This is a genomic window from uncultured Pontibacter sp. (assembly GCF_947499215.1).
Taxonomy (GTDB): domain Bacteria; phylum Bacteroidota; class Bacteroidia; order Cytophagales; family Hymenobacteraceae; genus Pontibacter.
The window spans coordinates 77463-101017 of the sequence record NZ_CANMNI010000001.1 but is presented as its reverse complement, the minus strand read 5'-3'; the positions used below and the strand labels follow the sequence as shown (position 1 = coordinate 101017).

Below are 23555 nucleotides of genomic sequence, written 5' to 3'. Positions count from 1 at the left end.
TTAATTAGGACTAGATATCCCATTGTTCTAAGTAGGCGGTAATAGGATAGCACTAACTCAAGGTATAATACTCCTCTTTTTCTTTATCGTGCAGGCGCAGGTAGCCGTGGATCACCAGTTTCACAAGCATGCGGTAAGCCCTCCGCTCGGATAGATTGGCTATTTTCGTATACTGCCGCAGCGTTACGCGGCGGTTTAGCGCGAGATAATCCAGCACCGCCTGTTCATGGCGGTCCAAAGGTATACGCTCAAAAGCAGGTTCCTCGGTTTCCAGCGCCTTGTTCACCATCTTGCTGGTCTGCACGCTCGTGTCCTTCACCCGCACATAGCCACGCCAGTCATTTTCCTTCACTTTAGCGAAGTGCGGTTTATGGCTGCTTTCGGGCACAGTCACTTTCAAAATCGTATGTCCGTCTAGTTCCACCTCCTCATATAGCAGGTGCAAAGGCGGATCGCAGTAAAAGTCTGCCGCCAGCTCCAGCGTGTGCTTTTCTTCATCAGGGTCTATACCGACTAGATTCCCGTTGTCTTTCACTCCGATCAGAATGACGCCACCACGGGTATTGGCAAACGACACCAGCGTGCGGGCTATCTTGTCGGGCTGTGTGACGCGCTGCTTGAAATCTACCTGATCGTTTTCGCCCTGCCAGATCAGTCGCTGTAAATCGTCCATAGTGAGAAGAGTTCTGATATACTAGCTATACCTTATAAATATGATAAGTCGGGGAAGCCCTTTTAGTTTTGCGGCCTTCTAGGGCCGTAAATTTATAAGCATAAAAAAAGCGAGCCTGAAGGGGCCCGCTTTCTTTTACGCAATATTTTATTAGAAAGGCAGATCGTTGTCCGCTTCGCTGCTATAGAAAGAAGGAGCTGCTGATTCTTGTGCCGGAGCTCCGGCTGGTGCACCAAAACCACCGCCAGCCGCTGCGCCTTCTACGCGCCAAGCCTGTAGGTTTGTAAAATACATGGTCTGGCCGTTTTTAGTGAAAGGCTTACCGGTAAGGTTGAAAGTAACTTTGATCTCATCGCCCTGCTTATACGAATCGATCAGACTGCACTTGTCCTGCGTTAGCTGAAACTTGCAGTACTGCGTGTACTGTCCGTCAGGAATCTCCAGCACAAACTCACGCTTTCTGAACTTCTCACTTACTTGCTGCTCTTCAAACACTTCATACAGCTTTCCTTGAATATCAAACGACATAAAATAAACTTTAGAATTAATAGATTGATCTAAGTACAAATATACAAAATCTTCTCCTTTCGAGGACCTGAAAAGATGGCAGTGACAGGAAATTTTTAGCTTAAAAGGGCACTACTAAAACAGGAGGGCGCTATCGGGCGTAGGACCCTACATAAACGCACCCATTTACCATGTCTGACTTAGCTATTGCCATACACGGAGGAGCGGGCACCATTACACCGGCCTCCATGACACCCGAACTCGAAAAAGCCTACAAGGCCGCTTTATCCTACGCGCTCGATGAAGGTTACAAAATTCTCAGTAAAGGTGGCTCCGCCCTCGATGCGGTGGAGGTGGCCGTCGCCCGCCTCGAAGACTCCCCTTTGTTCAACGCGGGCAAAGGCTCCGTTTTCACCAAGGAGGGAAAGCACGAGATGGATGCCGCCATCATGTGCGGTAAAACCCTAGAAGCCGGGGCCGTGGCCGGTGTTCGCAGCATCCGCAATCCTATCAGTTTGACCCGAGCAATCCTAGAACACTCGGACCATGTGTTTATGAGCGGCTACGGGGCGGAGGAGTTTGCCCGCAAGTATGGTATCGCCTTTGAGCCGGAGGAGTATTTTTATGACCCGCATCGCTACAAGCAGTTTCGCGACGTGCGCGACACCGACATTTTTATGCTCGACCATACCGAAGACCGTAAATTTGGAACAGTAGGGGCCGTGGCACGTGACACAAACGGCGATTTGGCAGCCGCCACATCTACCGGCGGCATGACGAACAAGAACTACAATCGCATTGGGGACAGCCCTGTTATCGGCTCCGGAACCTATGCCAACAACCGGACCTGCGCCATTTCCTGCACGGGTCATGGCGAGTTCTTTATCAGAGCGGTGGTGGCTTACGATGTGTCCTGCCTCATGGAGTACAAGGGCTATACCTTACAGGAGGCTTGTGATAAAGTAGTGTTGGACAAGCTGGTGAAGTTTGGTGGCGAAGGCGGCCTGATCGCCGTGGACGGCAAAGGAAACATAGCCCTACCCTTTAACTCAGAGGGTATGTACAGAGGCTGTCGGGTAAGCGGACAAGAGGGTATCGTGTCTATCTATAAAGATTAAGACTGTGTTTCGGAGGCTACGATATCCTTCTCAAGCGATTTCATGTCCCTGAAAAACTCTCGGGAATTAATATTGAATACATTGCCCTTGGCTAGGACATGCATCATCATGCCGGCTATGGCAACGGGTTTGCCGGGTGATATGTCTGTTATATTCGTGTAGTTCACACCGTGTCCGTCCACGACCACCACTAGGTTAGAGCCGATGGTCTCAATCATGTGTCCTTCAGTAATGAGCACGCCTGTGTCTTCTCCCAAGCCGATGCCAACCGTTTTCGGGTGGGTCACCACAGCCTCCATCAATCGGCCAAAGCGCCCCCTGATAACAAAGTGCGAGTCAATGATCACACCACCGATCAAACCGAAGCCTCGTCCGATCTTAACGGAGCCCTTGAGAAGCGCCTCTGTAGAACTGCCGCCCTTGATCATAATCTCGGACATGGCCATGGCGCCGGCGCTCGTACCCGCGACCACAAACTCTTCGTTCCAGTAGCGGTTATTTATAATTTCCAGAAATTCCGTTTCGCCGAATATACGTGTCAGTCGGGACTGGTCGCCTCCGCTGAACATAACGCCATCCGCTTTTCGAATACGCTCAATATACTCTTCCTTAAGGGCGTCCTCCTCTTCCCGAATGTGCATCATATTAACACCTTCACAGCCAAGAATGCCAAAAGCGCTTTCATAGCGCTCACCCACTTCCTCGGGTATGAGCGATGCGGTGGTAATCACCTCGATGGTCGGCTTCTTAGCAGGGATCTCACTCAGAAAGCGCTTCAAAATACCGAGCTCGAAGAAGTCCAGATAATACTTTTTTTTGGTCTTCGGGTTAGGGTAAGAGCCTTTGTCTTCGTTTCCGCCAATGGCAATGAGCTTTCCTTTTGGTATATCCACGGGTGCTATATTTTCGCTAATTGTATAAAAATGTCATTAGGACCCGCTTATTTGCTGAGCAGGTTCTCCCCTAAGATTACCCATATTTTCGAAATTCGTTACGGCTATAGGCTTTTAATTGCTTTTAGAGTCTCAATTTCTGTTTAAAATGGAATTGCACTTATACAAAAGATAATATCTGTACATATATAATATATTGTATTTATTATACCATATTGTTAGCCTGACTTTCAATATATAGATTTTAACTAATAATAGTTATATTTTTAAAACCCAAGCAAAGGGCAGCCGTATAGTAATTCCACAAGCATTTGCTTAATTTATTTACGACGCTAAACCTTTCCAAGCTATGAAACTAAACAACCTGAATGACTTATTCATCCACGAACTGAAGGATATCTACAACGCTGAAAAGCAAATCACCAAGGCACTTCCTAAGATGGCAAAAGAAGCTTCTGCGCCACAACTGAAGAAAGCCTTTGAGATGCACCTCAGCGAAACAGAGAAACAAATTGAGCGACTGGAGCAAGTCTTCAAATCGATCGGCATGAAACCATCTGGAGAGAAGTGCAAGGCGATGGAAGGAATCATCAAGGAGGCGCAGGACATGATGTCCGAAAACGCTGACTCGGATGTGATGGACGCCGCCCTGATTGCTTCTGCACAGCGTGTGGAGCACTATGAAATTGCCGGTTATGGCACACTTTGTACCTATGCCAAACAGCTGGGCCACAAAGAGGCGCTTCAACTGCTGCACACAACGCTCGAGGAGGAAAAAGCCACAGACCTAAAGCTAACTGATCTTGCCGAAAGCAAAATCAATGTTAAAGCTGAACACAAAGGAATGAAATAACACTCCTTAAAGATATACTGAAAAAATCTGTCCTTTCCCCATGCTACCCAAGCTGGCCAGAAGGAGACAGATTTTTTCGTTTATACCAGTCATAAAAAAAGCCCCGCTGCATGCGGGGCTTTTTATTTGGTTTGGCTATACCTATTTCAGCATCGCATCCAGTGTGTTGGTGGAAACGGCATGGTAATTTGGTTTTGCTCTGACGTAGATCTCCTGCGCCTTTTTCTTTCCTTCCGGTGTGGCGGCAAGCGCTTTGTAGATCGGCACCAAAAACTTACGGCGTCCCACATTTGTCAGAAAATTGTCAAGCGCCCTATCTGCTGCCGTGTAATTGTTGCGAATGGTATGAATAAACCATGCGGCGAGCACCTCAGAGTTGCCGGAGTTGGTAAAGCCAAAAGTCTTGTCCAGCTCGGCCAACTGCTGCTGTGTCATTTGCTCAGGCAGCATGCGGATAAAGTGCAGCCACTCGTGGCTAGACCAGTCTTTGGTTTGGAGCTGGCTGGCGGGTTTGCCGCTTTGCCATGCCTTAAACGAATCCTCTACCTGCGCGAAGCGGCTTGAGGTTGGTTTCACATGATCTTCAGGCAGGCCCGGTGTATACACCCAACCTTCTATGTTGATCTGCTCAGCCAGCTGTTCGTCCCCCTTAACTAACTCCTTGCGCAAAAAATCCAAGAAAAGGTCTGTGTTCGTGCTTTTAAAGGCGAATGTTTGGAAGTAATTGTTCAGGAACTGGTCAAAACGCTCCCGGCCTACGGCGCGCTCCATGTTCTGCAGGAAGAAGTTACCTTTCTCATAGGCAATATCCGTCAACCCTTCATCCGGGTCACGCCCCTCCAAGTCCAGTTTCAGACGCGTGTCATCACTGTTAGGACCAAGTTCCTCCAATGTGTGCTGCAGATCCTGATAGCCGAGCACGTTCAGCATGTCGGCGTACTCTTTCCCGTAGATCTCTTCCATGATGCGGCGCTCGAAGTATACCGTGAAGCCTTCATTCAGCCAGAAGTCATCCCAAGTGCCGTTGGTAACGAGGTTGCCGCTCCAACTATGGGCCAATTCGTGCGCGATTAGACTCGTAAGCGAGCGGTCCTTGGCCAGTATGGTAGGTGTCACAAAGGTCAGGCGCGGGTTTTCCATGCCACCGAATGGGAAGGAGGGAGGAAGAACCAGCAGGTCGTAGCGGTCCCAACGGTACTTGCCGTACAGCTTCTCGGCGGCAACCAACATTTTGTCCATCTCAGCAAATTCATATACGGATGCATCAATCGTGGCCGGCTCAGCATATATGCCCGTCTGCTGTCCGATCGGCTTGAATACCATGTCGCCAACAGACAAAGCCATCAGGTAAGAAGGTATAGCCTGTCGCATTTCGAAGGTATAGGTACCGCTGCTGTTTTTCTGCTGCGGGTTCTCGGCGCTCATCACAGCCATCAGCTCTTTCGGCACTTGTACCTTGGCACTATAGGTGATGCGTATACCCGGGCTATCCTGAATCGGAATCCATGTGCGGGCAAGGATGGCCTGCGACTGCGTGAACAGGAATGGATGCTTTTTACCGGCAGTCTGCTGCGGGTTGAGCCACTGCAGGGCATCGGCATTGGCCGTGGTACGGTACTGGATGGTTACATAATCCGTCTCCGGCTGAATGTCTATGATCAAAGGTCTGCCGAGGAATTCTTTCTCATCGCCCAGCTTAAATGTCGTCGGGGATTGGGCCTTGCCTAGGTATACCTGCTCGATCTCCAGTCCACGGGTATCGAATATGATCTGGTTGCCTTTGGCAAGGTTCTCTATCTCATAGGAGGCCTTTCCGCTGATCACTTTCTGCTCGAAGTTAACGGCGATGTCGAGGTCTAGATGGCGGGCCACCGCTTCGGCCGGTTTGGCGTAGCTGTGCACATCGGCGGGCGCATTGGCCATGCCTTGCTGTTCGGTTGTCATAGTTTCGTCGCTGGTTGTTGTTTGAGTGGAGCAGGCGCCTAACTGCAGAGAGCCGGCTAAACCCAGTCCAAGTAGAAGTTTACGGTATGGGGTCATAGTTTTTATATATTATCGGGTAAGATACGGTATTTGGCGCAAACTGTAAAGTATGGCATAAGTAACAGCCTGCATGGCAGCTCTATACGTATAATGTTATAGAGTGCGGTCTTTCGCTTTTTCAGTGACATACTCTTTAGAGGTTAGACTACAGTTATCAGTAGAAGCCTCTTTATGGACCATACATAACATTTTACCGCTGATTGAAGTACATAAGGCAAAACCATAATCGAAAGACAGGAGCTGCAGAGAAATAGCACAATTTTAAGCGTAGAAATTACGGCAAAATCGGTTGTAGGTCCCATCCGCAGTCCTGTCCTTAAACCAACAAGCATGAACCCTTTCAAATCAATTCACCTGAAACACTATGGCTTCGCTATGCTGTGTCTGCTAGGGATGGCATCCTGCAACGGCAATGGGGAAGACAAAAAAGAAGGCTCCGGCGGCGTTAAAGAGCTGTTGGGCCTAAATACGGTAACTGCCACCGAAACCGACAGTCTGTTTATCCAAAACTACATCGACAAAAAGAAGGACTTTAAAGATCACGAAGACCTGATCTACCTGTTCTATGGGGATCGCGATTACCAGTTGGCTTGGTTTAAAGAAGATGAACTGGTCCCACAGTCCGAAAAGCTCATTAGCACCATAAATGACGCCACCCGCGAAGGGCTCGACCCCAAAGAGTACAAAGTGGTGGATATTGAGGGCATGATCACCCAGTACAATGAACTGGGGCGAAGTGACTCCGCCCGTATTGACATGCAGCAGCAAATTGACATTGCCCTGACCGGCACTTACTTCAATTATGCATCTGACTTCTATCGCGGGCGCATCAACCCGAGCAATGTGAAGCAGGTGCAATGGGGAGTTCGCAATAACAAGATCAAACTGCACAAGGCCCTGCAAACCATTTTGAAGGAGCGTGAAAGCACGTACCCTTACTATGAGTTCGGAGCGCTTCACAAAGGATATGCTGACTTGCGAGAGGCACTCCAGAAGTACAGAGAGATAGAAGCACGGGGTGGCTGGCCTAAAGTGGAACTGGGCGGAAAGAAGATACTTGAGAAAGGGGATACCTCTGCCGCGGTTGTACAACTGCGACAGCGTCTGAATCTTGGCACGAAGGTAGACCCGAACAACAAGGCCATGCGCCAGTTCGATGACAAACTGGAGGCACAGGTAAAACAGTTTCAGGAGCTGCACGGCATCGTGCCTGACGGTAAGGTGGGAGGCAATACGCTCCGTATGATGAACGTGCCAGTTGAGGACCGCATCCAGCAAATCATGATGAACATGGAGCGCTGGCGCTGGATCCCGAAGCGACTCGTACCGAAGAGCTTGGACCAAAAGTATGTTTGGGTGAACATACCGGAATATAAAATGTACATCTACGAAGATCCCTCTAACAGTCCGGAGGCTGAGCGTGAATATAAAAAGGTGATGGAGATGAACGTGATCGTGGGCAAGACGTTGAATTCGACTCCTATTTTTAGCGACAGAATGGAGTATGTCGTGTTAGCGCCTTACTGGAACGTGCCGAACAGCATTGTTGAAAAGGAGATAGCACCCGGCATATTACGGGAGCCCGGTTATCTGGATCGACAGAACATGGAGATTGTGACCAAAGAGCGTAATCCGAAACCCATCTCGCCATCGTCAATCGACTGGTCCTCTGTCACGGAGAAAAATTTCCCGTACATGGTACGCCAGCGACCGGGGCCAAAAAATTCCTTGGGTACGATGAAGTTCCTTTTCCCGAATGAGCATGCTGTATACCTGCACGATACCCCAACCGGCTCGCTTTTCAGCCAGACACAGCGCGGTTTCAGCCATGGCTGCGTGCGCCTGCAACGCCCTATGGACTTGGCCAAGTATGTACTGCAGGATATGCCGGAGTGGAATGAAAGCCGCATACAAGAGACGATCAATGGGGGAGAAGAAGAGTGGATTACCCTGCCTAAAAAAATTCAGGTATACTTGGTTTACTTCACCAGCTGGGTTGATAGTGACGGCAACATCCACTTCCGAGACGATATCTACGGACATGATAAACGACTGGAGCAAGAGCTATTCAGTTAAGCCAAAGGTACAAACGATAACCTTTAGAAAATTAGCTATGAAACAATTATGGATAATAGGGGCTTTCTCGATTATGTTATTGTCGACAGGTTGCAATGGCCGACAGGATGCTGAGGATACGCCAGAGGAAATAACCGACGAGCCGCTAAAACAGCGTGATACGGAGCAGGACACAACTTTGCAGGAAGTAGAGGAAGTCACCATAAAAGTAGTTGGAGAGGATGAACTCCAGAGCATGAACTTCGACAAAGACACGATCGAGGTGAAAGCCGGCTCGCTGGTAAAACTTGAATTGATCAACGAAGGGAAAGACCCAAAAATGATCTACAACATTGTGTTCACAAAAGAGGGCTTTTCCGCGCAAGCCGCCCAGAAGGGAAGCAAAGCGGGACCATCCGGCAATTACCTGCCCGACAGCACGATGATGTTCGCAGCCACTCCATTGGCACTCCCCGGGCAGACCGTTAATATGGAATTCACCGCACCGGAAAAGACTGGCATTTACGAGTTTGTGAATACCTACCCAAGCGATGCCCCACACATGAAAGGTAAGCTGGTCATTAAATAATAAAGCTTCACGCATTATGGGAAAGAGCCTCCGTTAGCAGCGGGGGCTTTTCTTTTGAATTATAGGCACTTGCAGCTTCACCTATAGAACAAATTATAAAAAAACAGTGTTGAAAGGCATACGATATAACAGGCTATTGCATACTTTTGCAGCATCCTGATTGCCTATGAAATTCACTAACCCAGATTGTCTCAACTGTCAAAGTAGGTCTAATTCGCTGCTTAGCTGCTGCAAAGCGTCCGAATTGTCGCACCTTTCTGAAACAAAATCATGCTTTGCCTACAAAAAGGGACAGCTGATTTTTCACGAAGGCGGCAAACCTACGGGACTCTTCTGCATCAATTCGGGAAAGATCAAAATAGCCAAACTGGGGAGCGATGGCAAGGAGCAGATCGTGCGACTGGCTAAACCCGGCGACGTGATCGGCTACCGCGCCTTGATGGCCGACAGCAATTACTCCGCCTCGGCTGTGGCGCTGGAAGACGCTGTGATCTGTTTTATTCCCCGGTCACAGTTTTTAGAACTGATCAGCCAGAACGTGGACTTTGCCAGCGGCTTAATGAAGCTAATTTCCAATGCGTTGGGAGAGGCGGAGGAGCGCATGGTGCAAATGGCCTACAAACCCGTGCGCGAGCGACTTGCCGAAGCCCTGTTACTACTCCAAAAAACCTATAAGCAAAGCGAAGGCGAAGACCAGTTCACCATTTCCATCTCCCGTGAAGACCTAGCCTCTATCGTGGGAACTGCAAAGGAAACCACCATCCGTTTGCTATCTGAGTTTAAAGAAGAAGGGTTGATCATAACAAAGGGCAGCTCCATTACCATTCTGGATCAGGAGAAGCTTTATAAGATCAGTCACCTTTACGATTAATCCTTTCCCCAGCTTTAAGGACAATAAAAAACGGCAGCCGTATGACGCCTGCCGTTATTGTAGCTTAGTCTCTCTTCCAAGCTAAAAATCACCTTATACTAAACACTAAACTTTAATCACAAAACATATCTTGCAGGGCAGTGCAGCTCTCTCTTTCTGCGGCTGCCTTCTGTTTCGTCATTCTTGATGTTACAAATGTAGGACACTTCACAACTGTGTGCACTGAGCATAATCAGTTTAGAAAGTGACATGCGTCATCTTTTAGACTATACCGTCCAATTACCTTTGTATCAGACATTAAAAGGATAATTGTGATGGAAGCCGCACTCCAAACCAATATTCAGAACTGCTACCACTGCGGGGATTCCTGTGGTGACGAACCCATCTTGGCGCACGACAAAGCGTTTTGCTGCGATGGGTGCAAAGCCGTTTATGAACTTCTCGATGAGAACAATCTCTGTACCTACTATAACTTAGAGGAAAACCCGGGGCTATCTAACAAAAAGTCCATGCCCGAGGCTCGCTTCGCGTATCTGGATGATCCGGGCGTGGAAGCGCAGCTCATCAATTTCCGCAGCGACAAGATCTGCAAGCTGACCTTTTACATACCGCAGATGCACTGCAGCTCCTGTATCTGGCTGCTGGAAAACCTCTTTAAGCTCAACCCGGGTATAGCTGAAACCACTGTCAACTTTCTGCGCAAGGAGGTAGCGCTTACTTACTTTCATGAGAAGACTTCGCTGCGCGAGGTGGTGGAATTGCTAACCCGTATCGGATATGAGCCTGCTATTACACTGGCTGACACCAACGGCAAGAAAACAACCAGCAAAAGCCGCGCGATTATCTACAAACTAGGTATAGCCGGTTTTAGCTTTGGCAACGTCATGCTGCTGGCCTTCCCGGACTATTTGGACTTCACGCAAGGGCTGCAGAACAACTTCGGCTCCTTCTTCGGATATATGAGCATCATCTTATCCATCCCGGTGTTCTTTTACAGTGCGAGGGGCTTTTTTACCTCCGCTTGGGAAGGTATAAAGCAGCGTATGGTTAACATCGACCTGCCTATTTCAACAGGCTTGCTTGCCCTGTTCTTTGTATCCCTGTTCGACATCATAACAGAGCGCGGGCCGGGCTATCTGGACTCGTTCACAGGATTGGTGTTCTTCATGCTGATTGGCAAGTACTTTCAGCAGCGCACCTACGACACGCTGTCCTTCGACCGAGACTATACCTCGTATTTCCCGGTATCCATTACAGTGCTGAAAGAAAACGGCGAAGAGAGTTCCACAGCTGTACGAAACCTTAAAGTAAACGACCGTATCCGCATTCGCAACCAAGAACTTATACCAGCCGATGCCATCCTGCTGCATGGCCGCGCCATGATCGACTACAGCTTTGTATCCGGTGAGTCAGAACCAGTGGAGAAGGTAGTGGGAGAGGTTATCTACGCGGGTGGCCGACAGGTAGGAGAGAGCATCGAGTTGGAGGTGGTGAAAGAAGTATCGCAAGGCTATCTGACGCAGCTCTGGAACGACACGGTCTTCTCAAAGAACGAAGAGCAGAACCTCCATACCTACTCCAATATTGCTGGCAAATACTTTATCATTGTCACCCTGATGGTGGCTGCCGGAGCGCTCATTTACTGGGTGCCGCGCGACATGGACACCGCCATGAAAGCCTTCACCTCAGTGCTGATCATTGCCTGCCCCTGTGCACTGTCACTGGCAACGCCTTTTGTGCATGGCCATACCATGCGGGTGTTTGGTCGCAACAAATTCTATCTCAAAAACACGGGCGTAGTGGAGCGATTGGCTAAAATAGATACAGTGGTGTTCGACAAAACAGGCACTCTGACAGAGCCAAGCGAGGCGGAGGTAACCTACACAGGCAAAGTGCTTTCAGATAAAGAGCAGCATGCTATACTTTCAGTGCTGCGCCACTCCACGCACCCACTGAGTCAGCGCATCAGCGAGAGCATAGCAGGCAGCACCGCCGAAGTCACTAACTTTCAAGAATATGCCGGCAAGGGCTTAGCGGGTGAAGTGACCGGCCTGTTCGTGCGTGTTGGTTCAGCGGCCTACTTGGGTGTACCTACCGATAAGCAGAAAGACAACCTCAAAACTACGGTTTATGTGTCAGTAGACGGAGTAGTGCTTGGCTACTATACCTTCTTCAATGTGTACCGCGATGGACTTAACAAAGTGTTACAGGGCTTGGGCGATAAGAAAATAGCCGTGCTTTCCGGTGACAATGACCATGAAGAGGCTCGATTGCGAGAGTTGCTGGGACTAGAGGCCGTGTTGAACTTCAATCAATCGCCGGTGCAGAAACTGGAATACATACAGCGCCTGAAAGAGAAAGGGCAGCACCAAGTGCTAATGGTAGGCGACGGTCTTAACGACGCAGGCGCCTTGAAGCAAAGCGACGCAGGTATAGCCTTGAGCAACAGCATAACCAACTTCTCACCGTCCTGCGACGCTATCCTAGACGCCAGTGCATTTGACAGGTTGAGCACCTTTCTGAACTTCTCCAAGAAGACCATGACACTCATCCTACTGACGTTTGCCGTGTCATTGGTATACAACGTGGTGGGCCTAACCATGGCAGTGATGGGGCTGTTCACGCCCATCGTCTCCGCCATCCTCATGCCGATCAGCACGATCAGCGTGATGACCTTTGCCACACTCTCCGTCAAGTACGCCGCGAAAAAAGCGGGACTTTGATCAATTAGGATTAAATAATGAAGAATGAGGAATTGAAAATAACTCAGGACACAGAACTCTAAACTCAGAACTCAATAAGTTATGTATATCATCTTTATTCTCATCGCCATAAGTGTGCTTGTAGCTGCTGGCTTCTTAGCCGCCTTCCTGTGGGCAGTGCGCTCCGGTCAGTACGACGACGATTACACGCCGGCTGTGCGCATGCTCTTCGAAAACGAGTTCAATGCCGGGCCTAAAACAGATAAGTTAAGCCAAAAACAGAAATAAGTCAGCTCGATTACTGATGACAATCACCTCGAAGAATGACATTAGTCATCTTTTTGGAGAGGCTGAATTATGAATTTTGCACATGATTAATAATAAAACAAACAATAATACTCAACACACCTTAACCAATGGAGGACACCGCACATGTCAACTAATGTAGCATCTGTCTTAGAGGGCTCACCGCAACGGGTGGGGCAGGATTCAGGGGTCTCGGAATCCTTTTTCTACGACAACAAGATCGTTCGCGACTTTGGTATAGCCACCGTGTTCTGGGGCGTAGCCGGTATGATCATCGGTACCCTGATCGCGTTTCAGCTCGCAAACCCCGACGTGAACATGGGCAACCAGTACACGACTTTCGGCCGTATCAGGCCACTACACACCAATGCGGTGATCTTCGCCTTCGTGGGTAACGCCATCTTCATGGGTGTGTACTACTCGCTGCAGCGCCTCTGTAAGTCGCGCATGTACAGCGATAAACTTAGTAAGCTGAACTTTTGGGGCTGGCAGCTGATTATCGTAGCCGCTCTGATCACACTTCCGCTGGGCATCACAACTTCTAAAGAGTATGCGGAGCTTGAGTGGCCGATTGACATCGCCATTACCTTGGTATGGGTAGTATTCGGCTGGAATATGTTCGGTACTATTGCAAAACGTCGTGAGAAGCACATGTACGTAGCCATCTGGTTCTACATTGCCACATTCCTGACCGTAGCGGTACTGCACATTGTAAACTCATACGAACTGCCGGTAACATTCTGGAAAAGCTACTCTGGCTACGCCGGGGTGCAGGATGCGCTGGTACAGTGGTGGTATGGCCACAACGCGGTTGCGTTCTTCCTGACCACACCGTTCTTGGGCCTGATGTACTACTTCCTGCCTAAGGCTGCCAACCGTCCGGTATACTCCTACAGACTTTCCATTATACACTTCTGGTCGCTGATCTTCATTTACATTTGGGCTGGTCCGCACCACTTACTTTATACCTCACTGCCTGACTGGGCGCAGTCACTGGGCGTTGTGTTCTCTGTGATGCTGATCGCTCCTAGCTGGGGTGGTATGATCAACGGTCTGTTAACGCTTCGTGGCGCTTGGGACAAAGTGCGTGACGAACCTGTACTGAAGTTCATGGTGGTTGCCATCACTGCTTACGGTATGGCGACATTTGAAGGTCCGATGCTGTCGCTGAAGAACGTAAACGCCATCGCGCACTTTACTGACTGGATCGTAGCACACGTGCACGTAGGTGCGCTGGGCTGGAACGGCTTCCTGACATTCGCGATGCTGTACTGGTTGTTCCCCCGTCTTTACAAAACGCAATTACACTCTAAGAAGCTTGCCAACGCACACTTCTGGTTGGGCACACTGGGTATCCTATTCTATGCCATCCCAATGTACTGGGCTGGTTTCACTCAAGGCCTGATGTGGAAAGAGTTCACAGCGGAAGGCACCCTGCAGTATTCTAACTTCTTGGAGACTGTGCTGCAAATCGTTCCTATGTACTACCTGCGCGGTGTTGGCGGCTTGCTATACCTGAGCGGTGTGTTCCTGATGATTTACAACCTGTATAAGACGGCTAAGTCTGGCGCTTTGGAGGCGAACGAGGCGGCAATTGCTCCTCCGGTAGTGAAAGAAGTGAGCCACAATGCCGGTCACTGGCACAGCTGGATCGAAAAACGCCCTACGCAAATGGCTATCTGGGCAACTGTAGCGATTCTGATCGGTGGTCTGGTAGAGTTTATACCTGCCTTCGTGATCAAGTCAAACGTGCCAACCATCGCCAGCGTGAAGCCTTATACCTCGCTCGAGCTACAGGGGCGTGACCTGTACATCAAAGAGGGTTGTGTGAACTGCCATACGCAAATGGTGCGTCCATTCAGATCGGAGACAGAGCGCTACGGTGAGTATTCCAAAGCAGGTGAGTTCGTGTACGACCACAACTTCCTGTGGGGCTCTAAGCGTACCGGTCCGGATCTTCACAGAGTGGGTGGCAAGTATCCGCACAGCTGGCACTACCACCACATGCTCGACCCAACTTCTATGTCTCCGGGCTCTATTATGCCGGCCTACCCTTGGTTGTTTGAGCAGGACGTGGACCTGACCACGACAGAAGCGAAACTGAAAGTATTGAAGCAACTGGGTGTGCCTTACGAAGATGAGTACATCGCCAATGCGAACCAAGAACTGATGAATCAGGCACGAGAGATCACAGCGGACTTGGCTAAAGAAGGGCTCGAAGTACGCCCGGAAAGCGAGATCGTCGCCATGATCGCCTACCTGCAGCGTCTGGGTACGGACATTAAGGTGAAAGCTGAAGAAGTAGAAGAATAGTGAACCTGACAACAGACTAAATGACAAAGGACAGATGAGCAAACTGAAGTCCTTTGTCACAAAGTCTGAGAGTCAAAAAAGTCTAAGACAATGTATAAGAACGTATTACAAGCCATAGACGGCATCGAAATATACCCGCTCATATCCTTCACGATCTTCTTTGTGTTCTTCTTGGGTCTTCTCCTTTATGTAGCCCTGATGGATAAGAAATATGTAAGCAACATGAGCAGCTTCGCCTGTGCAGACGAAGATCAAGATCAAACAATAGGAGGTAACAGACAATGAGAACTCCACTCCACAAACTCAAAACCCTAGCCCTAGCGGCTGGCCTGTTCTTAATGACCGGCGCTTCGGCAATGGCTCAGGACGCAGTGCAAGGAAAGAAAATTTTTGAAGGCAACTGCGCCGCCTGCCACAGTATGGATGCCGATGTTGTAGGTCCTGCATTGAAAGATGTGCACGAGCGACGAGGCGACGAATGGCTGGTCAAATTCATCAAGAACTCACAGGCCCTCATCCAGTCCGGTGACGAAGATGCGGTGGCTGTGTATGAGCAATTCAAGAAAATGCCGATGCCTGCTTTTGAAGGCTCCCTTTCTGATGAGGACATCAACCATGTGATCGCCTATATCAAGGAGGCAAGCGCCGCTGCACCTGTAACAGCAGAAGCACCGGCCGCTACCACAGAGGTAGTGACACCGGCTGCACCACAGGAGGTTGCCTTTATGGATCTGCCGCCTATTGTGCACTTCATCTACGGCTTGGTTGCCCTTATCATCCTACTGATAGTATTCGTGCTGGTGATGCTCTTCCGTCTGATCATTCCGATGATGGGCGACTCGCTTAAAGACGAGGAATTCCAAGCTACTTTCTCAGGACGTATGTATGCCCTGCTGAGCGGAGATACCACTGTTATGACCGGCAAGGCGAAAGACGTGATTCACTCCACACACGATTTCGATGGCATACAGGAGTATGACAATGACCTGCCACCTTGGTGGAAGTATATGTTCTATGTATCCATTGTGTTCGCAGTGGGCTATATGCTGCACTACCACGTGTTCAGAACAGGAGCCCTACAGATAGAGGAGTATGAAATGGAAATGCAGCAGGCAGCGCTCATCGCGTCTCAGAATGTGGAAGACCCGAATGCAGTGACAAACTTTGAAGTACTGACTGATGCCTCCGCTCTGGAGTCCGGCAAATCGCTCTACATACAGAACTGTGCGGCCTGTCACGGTCAGGCTGGAGAAGGTACCGTAGGACCTAACCTTACTGACGAGTACTGGATCCACGGTGGCGATGTGAACGACATTTTCAAGACAGTGAAATTCGGTGTGCCAAGCAAGGGCATGGTGCCTTGGCAGGGCAAGCTGACCAAAGACCAGATGCTCGAGGTTAGCAGTTACATTCTCTCGCTGCAAGGCACGAACCCGCCAAACGCCAAAGAGGCGCAAGGGGAGAAGGAGTAGTAATTTACAGATCAGAAAAAGGCAGGCATTCAGCAATGAGTGCCTGCCTTTTTAATTTTTCCCATTACTGATGACTATCACTCCGGAAAATGACTTGCGTCATCTTTTTGGAGCAGCCAAATGCGGAATTTTGTAAAAGCAAAGAGAGATACTTTTAGACTCTCGGCATTTTCATATTTTATAACAGGCAGGATTAATATCCGCACAAATTAAACTGCCATGGCAACTAAATTGCAGACATCTCCGGAGGAGTTCCGGGACCACATCTCGACAGTTGACGAGCATGGGAAGAGGGTATGGATATACCCTAAAAAGCCGAAAGGCAAATTCTATGATTACCGGAAGTGGGTGAGCTACGGCTTGCTTGCCTTTCTTTTCGCTGGACCCTTCATCAAGATCAACGGTTTGCCACTGCTCATGCTCAATGTGGTAGAGCGCAAGTTTGTAATCTTCGGTATCCTTTTCTGGCCGCAGGACTTCTTTATTCTGGTGCTGGCCTTCTTGGCACTGGTCGTCTTCATCATTCTTTTCACGGTTGTGTACGGCCGTCTTTTCTGTGGCTGGGTATGCCCGCAGACTATTTTTCTAGAAATGGTGTTCCGGCGCATTGAGTACCTGATCGAAGGGGACTATACCAAACAGCGCGCCTTGGACAAAATGCCTTGGAATGGGGAGAAAATATTTAAAAAAGGCACTAAGACAGCTATTTTCCTGCTGATCTCCTTCCTTATCGCCAATACCTTCTTAGCATATATTATCGGTATAGATGCGCTCAAAGAGATCATTACCGATAACCCCATGAACCACTTAGCTGGTTTTGGCACCATGCTGGTTTTTACCGGAGTTTTCTACTGGGTGTTTGCCTATTTCCGGGAACAGGTTTGTACGATTGCCTGTCCCTATGGCCGCCTTCAGGGTGTGATGCTTGATAAGAAAAGCGTGGTAGTGGCCTATGACTACAAGCGCGGAGAACCACGCGGCAAACTGCGCAAAGGACAGGAGCGAACCGAAGGAGACTGTATCGACTGCTTTCAGTGTGTGCAGGTATGCCCTACAGGTATAGACATCCGCAACGGCACGCAGTTGGAGTGTATTAACTGCACGGCCTGTATGGACGCCTGCGATGACATCATGCGCATGATCGACAAGCCGGAGGGCCTTATACGCTACGACTCTGAAGAGGCAATAGCTGATGGACGCAAATGGAAATTCTTCACACCTCGGGTAATGGGTTACAGTTCCGTACTCATGCTGTTGCTTGTTGCGCTTACCACCCTTTTGCTAACCCGAGACGATGCGGAGGCTACCATCCTGCGCACCCCGGGGCAGCTCTATCAGAAAACTACGCAGGGTACGGTGAAGAACCTTTACAACATCTCTGTCATCAACAAGACCAATGAAGACATGCCGCTCACGCTCAAACTGCATAACACAGACGGAACCATCCGGGTGGTCGGTAGCAGTTTAGTGCTGCCAGCGCAGGGCAAAGCCGATGGCGTGTTTTTCGCCGAGATTCCGCAGGGGCGGCTGCAGGGCATGAACTCTAAGATAGAAATCGGGGTGTATCACGGCGATGAACTAATTACGGTACAGGATACCAAATTCCTTGGCCCGGCCAAGTAAAGTTAAATTGGGCAATCCAATTCAAAAGCAACAATTAGCGAGCATTCATCATGGAAACTGATAAAAATAAAAAATTCACCTTCTGGCCTTATGCCATCGTTATCGGACTGGTGTCCTTTATGGGCTACATTGTCTTCTTCGTGATTCAGGCCATGAATCAAGACGTGGACCTTGTCAGCAAAGACTACTATGCACAGGAGATCGCCTATCAAGATCAGATTGACCGCGTGCGCCGCACGCAGGCTTTAGGCGATGTAATGGTCAACTATAATGCGGAAGCTGGAACCATCCTGCTGCAATTGCCGGCTACTTACAGCGAAAAAAAGGTAAGCGGCACGATCACATTGTTTCGTCCGTCGGACGACAAGCTGGACAAGCAGCTGCCGATGGCACTGGGCCGTGACCACAGCCAGCTCATAGAAGCAGAGGATCTGGAGAAAGGCCTTTGGAAAGTTCGCGTGAACTTTAGCGACGGAGAAGAAGCATACTATTCAGAGAAAACAATCCAAATAAAGTAAATCCATGATCTGGGCAGGATTTCTATTTGGTTTATTAGGCAGTTTCCATTGTGTCGGGATGTGCGGCCCTATAGCAATGGCGCTACCATTTGTCGGGAGTTCCGGCTGGAGATACTATCTCGGCCGGCTCCTGTACAATGGTGGTCGCATCGTAACATACGCATCACTCGGAGCGCTGGCAGGCGCCTTTGGCCAGTCACTGCAGCTGGCGGGTCTACAGCAGACGGTTTCCATTGTGTCAGGTATACTGATCATCCTGCTACTGGTGCTTCCCGCCGCTATGAAGGGAAGGGCATCGAGTGTGTTGGGTACTGACAGAGCAATGGGCTGGGTACGCCACCAGTTGGGGTATTATTTCCAGAAAAATTCACTCGGCTCTCTGTTTGTAGTGGGCCTGCTGAATGGGCTGCTGCCCTGTGGCTTCGTGTACATCGCCCTTGCCGGTGCGATCAGCGCACCGGGTATAGACGGCGCCATGCTGTATATGACACTGTTCGGGCTAGGCACTTTTCCGCTCATGTATCTGGTGTCCCTATCGGGTAAGCTCATAAGCTTAAAGGTAAGGGGGATTTTCAACCGCGCCGTGCCTTATGTGGGCATGACGCTGGCCATCTTATTCATCGTGCGCGGACTGGGACTGGGTATACCTTATATCAGCCCGAAAGTGGTACAGACGGCTCAGCATACAACTGAGATGAGCTGCTGTTCAAAACCTAAATAGGTCAGCAGAGCAAAAACTAACCAAAGTCACATTTCTGGGTGATGCAGCTCACTGCTTGGCAACGGAACGATCCATACCTTTACTATACTAAAAGAAATCACCATGAGTACGCTATCGCTAACAAAACGCATTCTGGTTCCGCTGGAAATGAACGAGGCGGGGGAAAACCTGCTTTACTACGCCGGACAACTGGCCCATGCCTTAGGCGCGGAGCTATACCTGTTCCATGCCTGCAAAACTGCCGACTTGACATTTACGCAGCAAAGCAGCTGTATTCAGAAGCTGCGCTCTTTTGCCGAACGTGTCTTCAGTCGCGAGTTCAAAGCTGATAAAGCTGCCGCACCGTTCGACTGTGTGGTGCGTCCGGGCCAAGTGCTCGATAGTATCCAGTCCGTAGTACAGGACTACCAGATTGATCTGGTGCTCTTGGACGCCGGAGTGAGAGCGCCCAGTGGCCTGTCCGAGGTAGCAGCTGACCAAACAGCCGCTATCATGGAGTTAGTATCATGCCCTGTCATGGTAATACCGCCGGTAGCACGCTACAAAAAACTGAAGCATCTGGTTTTTGCCACAGATTTTACTGACCAAGAGCAAAGCGTACTTTTCCGAATTGCGGATTTTGCACAGCAGCTTAAGGCCAAGCTAACCTTGGTGCAGGTATACGGTGAGGAGGAGCGGGCCCAACTCTGCGCCTACAAAGCCGCCATGCTGGAACTGGAAAAACAGATGAAGGGACGAAAAGTAGAGTTCAGGCTATTGGAGGAAGAAGATGTGCTGGAAGGCATCAGCGAGTTTGCTGAACTGGCGTGTGCTGACGCGCTGATCTTAGCCACACAGGACAACTATCTGATGCAGCGACTTTTTAGCAGCAATTACGTGAAAACAATGGCTTTCCATACACGGATTCCATTGCTCACGTATCACCAGCACAAAAAGAAACCTTGCTCTGGGTGCTGCGTGAACTGTGCAAAAAAACAGAGAGAAACCCAAATACAAACGGTGGGGCAGCACTTGATAGGCTAGGGAATCATGCCGATACGGGATTTTATAGAGCAAGGTATTCTAACAGGTGAGCCCGCGATCTATGAGAGCGGAAGCTATCTGTTTAGGCAGGGGGAAAGAACATACTATTTTTACCTCGTCACGAGTGGCAGTGTCCTTCTAGAAGGCACGGCAGCTAATATGGATGAGAAGATTGTCGCCCCACCCGATTTTCTGCTCGGAATCACCGATTTACTGAACGATGTCTACAGCTTTACGGCTTTAGCATCAGAAACAACATTCTTAATCCGGATAGATAAACAGGAGCTTCAACGGGCAATTCAGCTAAACCCTTCCTTGCGCCTGTACCTGATAAAACAAATGATTTGGGAGGCAGCCCATACCAACACTGCCTTCGAGTAGGAAATCCACATTGAAAGAGAGCCAGCTGTTACTGGCTCTCTTATTATTTATAACTTATAGCACATACAGGCAGTAAACGCTAATACAAACTAAAAGCGCTATACTACCGCCCATGAGGAGAATTCTAGGCCGCATAAAGCTTGTTATACAGTTTATTTACACAAGCATAGGTTTTTTTCCAACGCTTATATCCCTGCTTTTCTTCGGCTTTGCCGTGTTGATGATTTATTATGAGACGAGAGGGATAAGCAAACAATTAGAAGATCAACTGCCCTTCTTCATCATCACCCATGGCGAAACGGCCAACATGATTCTGAGTACCATCGCCACTGGCATATTTTCACTTATAGTATTCAGTTTTACCATGGTGATGCTGGTTCTCAATCAGGCAAGCAGTAATTTTTCGCCGCGGGTCATTCCCGGGCTCATCTCCTCTAAATCGAACCAGAAAGTGCTTGGCCTATACCTTGGCACACTCATCTACACCTTAGTGGTGATGGTAAACGTGCGGTCAGAGCACTATGATACAGACCTGCCCGGATTGGCTGTGTTCGTGGCCATGTGCTTTACCTTTCTCTGCTTAGCGTTTTTTGTGTATTTCATTCATTCTATCTCTGTTGCCATTCAAATAGACAACATTTTAGAGGGTATCTATAACACGACCCTTAACAAACTAAAAGAAGAGATTGAACGGGACGAAGGGGCTGAACTGCCCGCTATATTCGAAACTGGCGACTGGCGAGAGCTTGAGAGTAGTTCGACGGGTTATCTGCAGAAAGTAGACCGAAAGGCGGTAATAGAACAGTGCAAGGAACATGACGTGGTGCTGGAGTTCATGCAGCCCCTTGGTCATTTTGTGATCAAAGGTCTTCCTTTTGCACGTGTTGCCGGAAACCTCAAAGACAAGGAACTCTTTTGTAGAGAATTAGACAGCAATTTAAGTTTTTATCAAGAGGAGCTGGCCGACATTAATTACCTGTATGGCTTCAAACAGATCACGGAGAGTGCGGTTAAGGCCTTGAGTCCAAGCGTAAACGATCCTGGCACTGCCATCAAAGCCATCGATTACCTAACCGACCTCTTTATATTGCGAATGCGGCTGACCGATGAGAAAATCTTTCATGATCAAGATGGCACGCTGCGCTTGCGCCTAGATGAAGTGAGCTTTAGAGAACTGATGAGTGTATGCTTGGGACCTATACGCGTCTATGGGAAGTCAGACCCCATTATTTTGCTGCGTTTACTTAACCTGCTCAAAAACTTGTGTCACGAAGCGAAAAATTATCCCAAACACCAAGCTGCCATCACAAAAGAGGCGCAGCTTATGGTAGAGGATGCCCAAGAAACAACTAAGAACCCGGGAGACAGACATAAGGTAAACGACATGATTAAAGCGCTTAACGCCACCGGTTTACTCACCCGCCATCTTACTTTACTACAGTCATAACTTGGGGACTTAGGCTAAAAAGGTTATTTTTACCCGAATAGCAATTACCTTTTTATGATTATCGACTCTTTAAAGAGAGCTTTGGATAGAGCGCTCAACATCATTCATGAGACGGATGAACCGGGCACAATAAGAGAAATCTACGACAAGATACCAGTTCGGGGCAACAACACATGGATGCTGATTTGCTCGGCCATGCTGGCATCCATTGGTCTAGATACAGGCTCTGGCGCCGTAATCATCGGGGCCATGCTTATCTCCCCGCTCATGTCGCCCATACTTGGTTTGGGCCTAGCGGTGGGGATCAACGACCGTGAAATGTTATGGGCCTCCGTCAAGAACCTGAGCATTGCGGCCGCTGCCGGTCTAATCGTAAGCACGTTCTACTTTATGATTACACCGCTTGGCGAACCGACCAACGAACTGTTGGCACGCACCAAGCCGACCCTGCTAGACGTTATGGTGGCCTTCTTCGGCGGAGTGGCCGGTATTGTCTCCATTTCCCGCTCTGACAAATCGAACGCCATACCGGGTGTGGCCATCGCTACCGCCTTGATGCCGCCGCTCTGTACTGCGGGATATGGACTGGCATTGGGCCGCTTCGACTTCTTCTTCGGAGGCTTCTACCTGTTCTTCATCAACGCCGTCTTTATCAGTCTGGCCACGTTCTTGATCGTAAAATACCTCAAATTCGACATCAAACACTACGTAGACAAAGCAACGGAACGGCGCGTGGCACGCATCATGGCCGTAATGCTGTTTATCGTGGTATCGCCAAGTGCTTACTTTCTCTACAACATCTATCAGACTGTGCAGACGAAGAAGAAAATCGAAAATTTGATTGTGCGGGATTTTGCCGGACGTAACAATGAAATCATTAAATGGGAGGTTACAGACACAGATACACTCAATACAATCAAAATCTACAGCGTGGGAAATCCGGTTCCGGACACGTTAATAACCCATTATAACACGCTACTGGCCAAAAATTCGCTTGCCAAGCACCAAGTAAAACTGGTACAGTTGGACGTGTCCGCCGAGGATGTCCGCCGAATGGCCTCCGACATTACAAACAACCTCACAAAGGACTTCCTGAAGACCATAGAGATACAGAAAATGCAGAGTCAGCGAGCAGACAGTCTAGTGCGATTGGCAAGTACTTTCACACCGGTAAGCGCTAGCCGGGAGCTGAAGCTGATATTCCCGGAAATAGATAAAGTGGAAGTAGGGGAGATCGTATCGGTGTCGGAAAACAAAGTTAAACTAGACACAGTTATGCTAGTAATGATCGGCTGGAAAAAACCACAGGCGGCAAACCCAGTCAAGCAGACAAATGCAGTATTTGTAGACCCGGCCAAGGTGACTGAGTATGAGGGACGTATACAACAGTACATGGCCAACCGATTCAGGCGCGACTCGGTAAGGGTTTCATCAACTTTATAAGGCA

Annotated in this window: 21 protein-coding genes; 17 read left to right on the top strand and 4 right to left on the bottom strand. The window is 49.1% G+C overall.

Going from position 1 to position 23555, the window contains the following annotated elements:
• Positions 1–52 precede the first annotated feature (52 nt).
• Together Q1A04_RS00400 and Q1A04_RS00395 are read right to left on the bottom strand one after the other, a co-directional pair.
• Entirely contained in the window at positions 53–673 is a 621-nt protein-coding gene (locus Q1A04_RS00400) for an RNA-binding domain-containing protein (RefSeq protein ID WP_299699647.1), read from the bottom strand.
• Between the two features lie 150 nt (positions 674–823).
• A complete protein-coding gene (locus tag Q1A04_RS00395) occupies positions 824–1201 on the bottom strand; it encodes a DUF3127 domain-containing protein (RefSeq protein WP_299699645.1) in 378 nt (125 codons plus the stop codon).
• A gap of 170 nt (positions 1202–1371) precedes the next feature.
• Here Q1A04_RS00395 and Q1A04_RS00390 point away from each other — a divergent pair, with 170 nt between their 5' ends.
• The gene (locus Q1A04_RS00390) at positions 1372–2298 is read left to right on the top strand and encodes an isoaspartyl peptidase/L-asparaginase family protein (protein ID WP_299699643.1); all 927 of its coding nucleotides are present in this window, start codon (positions 1372–1374) and stop codon (positions 2296–2298) included.
• On the opposite strand, the gene Q1A04_RS00385 is transcribed toward Q1A04_RS00390, so the two are convergent.
• Entirely contained in the window at positions 2295–3191 is an 897-nt protein-coding gene (locus Q1A04_RS00385; RefSeq protein ID WP_299699640.1) for a cyanophycinase, read from the bottom strand. The two genes, Q1A04_RS00390 and Q1A04_RS00385, sit on opposite strands and share 4 nt — an antisense overlap.
• A gap of 349 nt (positions 3192–3540) precedes the next feature.
• Between Q1A04_RS00385 and Q1A04_RS00380 the strand changes: the two genes are divergently transcribed.
• Positions 3541–4044: a ferritin-like domain-containing protein gene (locus tag Q1A04_RS00380; protein ID WP_299699637.1), complete on the top strand. Its 504-nt coding sequence runs from the start codon at positions 3541–3543 to the stop codon at positions 4042–4044.
• Between the two features lie 141 nt (positions 4045–4185).
• Here Q1A04_RS00380 and Q1A04_RS00375 read toward each other — a convergent pair whose 3' ends face one another.
• A complete protein-coding gene (locus tag Q1A04_RS00375) occupies positions 4186–6084 on the bottom strand; it encodes a M1 family metallopeptidase (RefSeq protein WP_299699634.1) in 1899 nt (632 codons plus the stop codon).
• A gap of 333 nt (positions 6085–6417) precedes the next feature.
• Between Q1A04_RS00375 and Q1A04_RS00370 the strand changes: the two genes are divergently transcribed.
• From Q1A04_RS00370 to Q1A04_RS00300, 15 genes are all read left to right on the top strand, one after another.
• Positions 6418–8163: a L,D-transpeptidase family protein gene (locus Q1A04_RS00370; protein ID WP_299699631.1), complete on the top strand. Its 1746-nt coding sequence runs from the start codon at positions 6418–6420 to the stop codon at positions 8161–8163.
• A 37-nt stretch (positions 8164–8200) separates the two neighbouring features.
• A complete protein-coding gene (locus tag Q1A04_RS00365) occupies positions 8201–8731 on the top strand; it encodes a plastocyanin/azurin family copper-binding protein (RefSeq protein ID WP_299699628.1) in 531 nt (176 codons plus the stop codon).
• Between the two features lie 244 nt (positions 8732–8975).
• Positions 8976–9602 carry a Crp/Fnr family transcriptional regulator gene (locus Q1A04_RS00360; RefSeq protein WP_299699625.1) on the top strand — a complete coding sequence of 209 codons (627 nt, stop codon included), beginning with the start codon at positions 8976–8978 and terminating at the stop codon, positions 9600–9602.
• Positions 9603–9916: 314 nt separating this feature from the next.
• Positions 9917–12325 carry a heavy metal translocating P-type ATPase metal-binding domain-containing protein gene (locus tag Q1A04_RS00355; protein ID WP_299699622.1) on the top strand — a complete coding sequence of 803 codons (2409 nt, stop codon included), beginning with the start codon at positions 9917–9919 and terminating at the stop codon, positions 12323–12325.
• A gap of 81 nt (positions 12326–12406) precedes the next feature.
• A complete protein-coding gene (gene ccoS, locus Q1A04_RS00350; RefSeq protein ID WP_299699619.1) occupies positions 12407–12592 on the top strand; it encodes a cbb3-type cytochrome oxidase assembly protein CcoS in 186 nt (61 codons plus the stop codon).
• 144 nt (positions 12593–12736) lie between these two features.
• Complete coding sequence (ccoN, locus tag Q1A04_RS00345; RefSeq protein ID WP_299699616.1) at positions 12737–14923, top strand: cytochrome-c oxidase, cbb3-type subunit I; 2187 nt, start codon at positions 12737–12739, stop codon at positions 14921–14923.
• A 90-nt stretch (positions 14924–15013) separates the two neighbouring features.
• On the top strand, positions 15014–15208 hold the full coding sequence (locus tag Q1A04_RS00340) for a hypothetical protein (protein WP_299699613.1): 195 nt from the start codon (positions 15014–15016) through the stop codon (positions 15206–15208).
• On the top strand, positions 15205–16395 hold the full coding sequence (locus Q1A04_RS00335) for a c-type cytochrome (RefSeq protein ID WP_299699610.1): 1191 nt from the start codon (positions 15205–15207) through the stop codon (positions 16393–16395). The genes Q1A04_RS00340 and Q1A04_RS00335 overlap by 4 nt, the downstream gene beginning before the upstream one ends.
• Positions 16396–16614: 219 nt before the next feature.
• Positions 16615–18018 carry a cytochrome c oxidase accessory protein CcoG gene (gene ccoG / locus Q1A04_RS00330; protein ID WP_299699607.1) on the top strand — a complete coding sequence of 468 codons (1404 nt, stop codon included), beginning with the start codon at positions 16615–16617 and terminating at the stop codon, positions 18016–18018.
• A 50-nt stretch (positions 18019–18068) separates the two neighbouring features.
• Positions 18069–18536, top strand: coding sequence for a FixH family protein (locus Q1A04_RS00325; RefSeq protein ID WP_299699604.1), 468 nt, complete (start codon positions 18069–18071; stop codon positions 18534–18536).
• A 4-nt stretch (positions 18537–18540) separates the two neighbouring features.
• The gene (locus tag Q1A04_RS00320; RefSeq protein ID WP_299699601.1) at positions 18541–19257 is read left to right on the top strand and encodes a sulfite exporter TauE/SafE family protein; all 717 of its coding nucleotides are present in this window, start codon (positions 18541–18543) and stop codon (positions 19255–19257) included.
• Positions 19258–19359: 102 nt separating this feature from the next.
• The gene (locus tag Q1A04_RS00315) at positions 19360–20280 is read left to right on the top strand and encodes a universal stress protein (protein ID WP_299699598.1); all 921 of its coding nucleotides are present in this window, start codon (positions 19360–19362) and stop codon (positions 20278–20280) included.
• Between the two features lie 6 nt (positions 20281–20286).
• Complete coding sequence (locus Q1A04_RS00310) at positions 20287–20661, top strand: cyclic nucleotide-binding domain-containing protein (RefSeq protein WP_299699595.1); 375 nt, start codon at positions 20287–20289, stop codon at positions 20659–20661.
• A 112-nt stretch (positions 20662–20773) separates the two neighbouring features.
• Positions 20774–22108 carry a DUF2254 domain-containing protein gene (locus Q1A04_RS00305; RefSeq protein ID WP_299699592.1) on the top strand — a complete coding sequence of 445 codons (1335 nt, stop codon included), beginning with the start codon at positions 20774–20776 and terminating at the stop codon, positions 22106–22108.
• 54 nt (positions 22109–22162) lie between these two features.
• Positions 22163–23551 (top strand): TIGR00341 family protein, encoded by a 1389-nt coding sequence (locus Q1A04_RS00300; RefSeq protein WP_299699590.1) that lies wholly within the window; start codon positions 22163–22165, stop codon positions 23549–23551.
• Positions 23552–23555: the final 4 nt, after the last annotated feature.

Coding starts and splice junctions, on each gene's coding strand:
- Q1A04_RS00400 (WP_299699647.1), bottom strand. CDS start 673: ATGGACGATTTACAGCGACTGATCTGGCAGGGCGAAAACGATCAGGTA.
- Q1A04_RS00395 (WP_299699645.1), bottom strand. CDS start 1,201: ATGTCGTTTGATATTCAAGGAAAGCTGTATGAAGTGTTTGAAGAGCAG.
- Q1A04_RS00390 (WP_299699643.1), top strand. CDS start 1,372: ATGTCTGACTTAGCTATTGCCATACACGGAGGAGCGGGCACCATTACA.
- Q1A04_RS00380 (WP_299699637.1), top strand. CDS start 3,541: ATGAAACTAAACAACCTGAATGACTTATTCATCCACGAACTGAAGGAT.
- Q1A04_RS00375 (WP_299699634.1), bottom strand. CDS start 6,084: ATGACCCCATACCGTAAACTTCTACTTGGACTGGGTTTAGCCGGCTCT.
- Q1A04_RS00370 (WP_299699631.1), top strand. CDS start 6,418: ATGAACCCTTTCAAATCAATTCACCTGAAACACTATGGCTTCGCTATG.
- Q1A04_RS00365 (WP_299699628.1), top strand. CDS start 8,201: ATGAAACAATTATGGATAATAGGGGCTTTCTCGATTATGTTATTGTCG.
- Q1A04_RS00355 (WP_299699622.1), top strand. CDS start 9,917: ATGGAAGCCGCACTCCAAACCAATATTCAGAACTGCTACCACTGCGGG.
- ccoS (WP_299699619.1), top strand. CDS start 12,407: ATGTATATCATCTTTATTCTCATCGCCATAAGTGTGCTTGTAGCTGCT.
- ccoN (WP_299699616.1), top strand. CDS start 12,737: ATGTCAACTAATGTAGCATCTGTCTTAGAGGGCTCACCGCAACGGGTG.
- Q1A04_RS00340 (WP_299699613.1), top strand. CDS start 15,014: ATGTATAAGAACGTATTACAAGCCATAGACGGCATCGAAATATACCCG.
- Q1A04_RS00335 (WP_299699610.1), top strand. CDS start 15,205: ATGAGAACTCCACTCCACAAACTCAAAACCCTAGCCCTAGCGGCTGGC.
- ccoG (WP_299699607.1), top strand. CDS start 16,615: ATGGCAACTAAATTGCAGACATCTCCGGAGGAGTTCCGGGACCACATC.
- Q1A04_RS00325 (WP_299699604.1), top strand. CDS start 18,069: ATGGAAACTGATAAAAATAAAAAATTCACCTTCTGGCCTTATGCCATC.
- Q1A04_RS00320 (WP_299699601.1), top strand. CDS start 18,541: ATGATCTGGGCAGGATTTCTATTTGGTTTATTAGGCAGTTTCCATTGT.
- Q1A04_RS00315 (WP_299699598.1), top strand. CDS start 19,360: ATGAGTACGCTATCGCTAACAAAACGCATTCTGGTTCCGCTGGAAATG.
- Q1A04_RS00310 (WP_299699595.1), top strand. CDS start 20,287: ATGCCGATACGGGATTTTATAGAGCAAGGTATTCTAACAGGTGAGCCC.
- Q1A04_RS00305 (WP_299699592.1), top strand. CDS start 20,774: ATGAGGAGAATTCTAGGCCGCATAAAGCTTGTTATACAGTTTATTTAC.
- Q1A04_RS00300 (WP_299699590.1), top strand. CDS start 22,163: ATGATTATCGACTCTTTAAAGAGAGCTTTGGATAGAGCGCTCAACATC.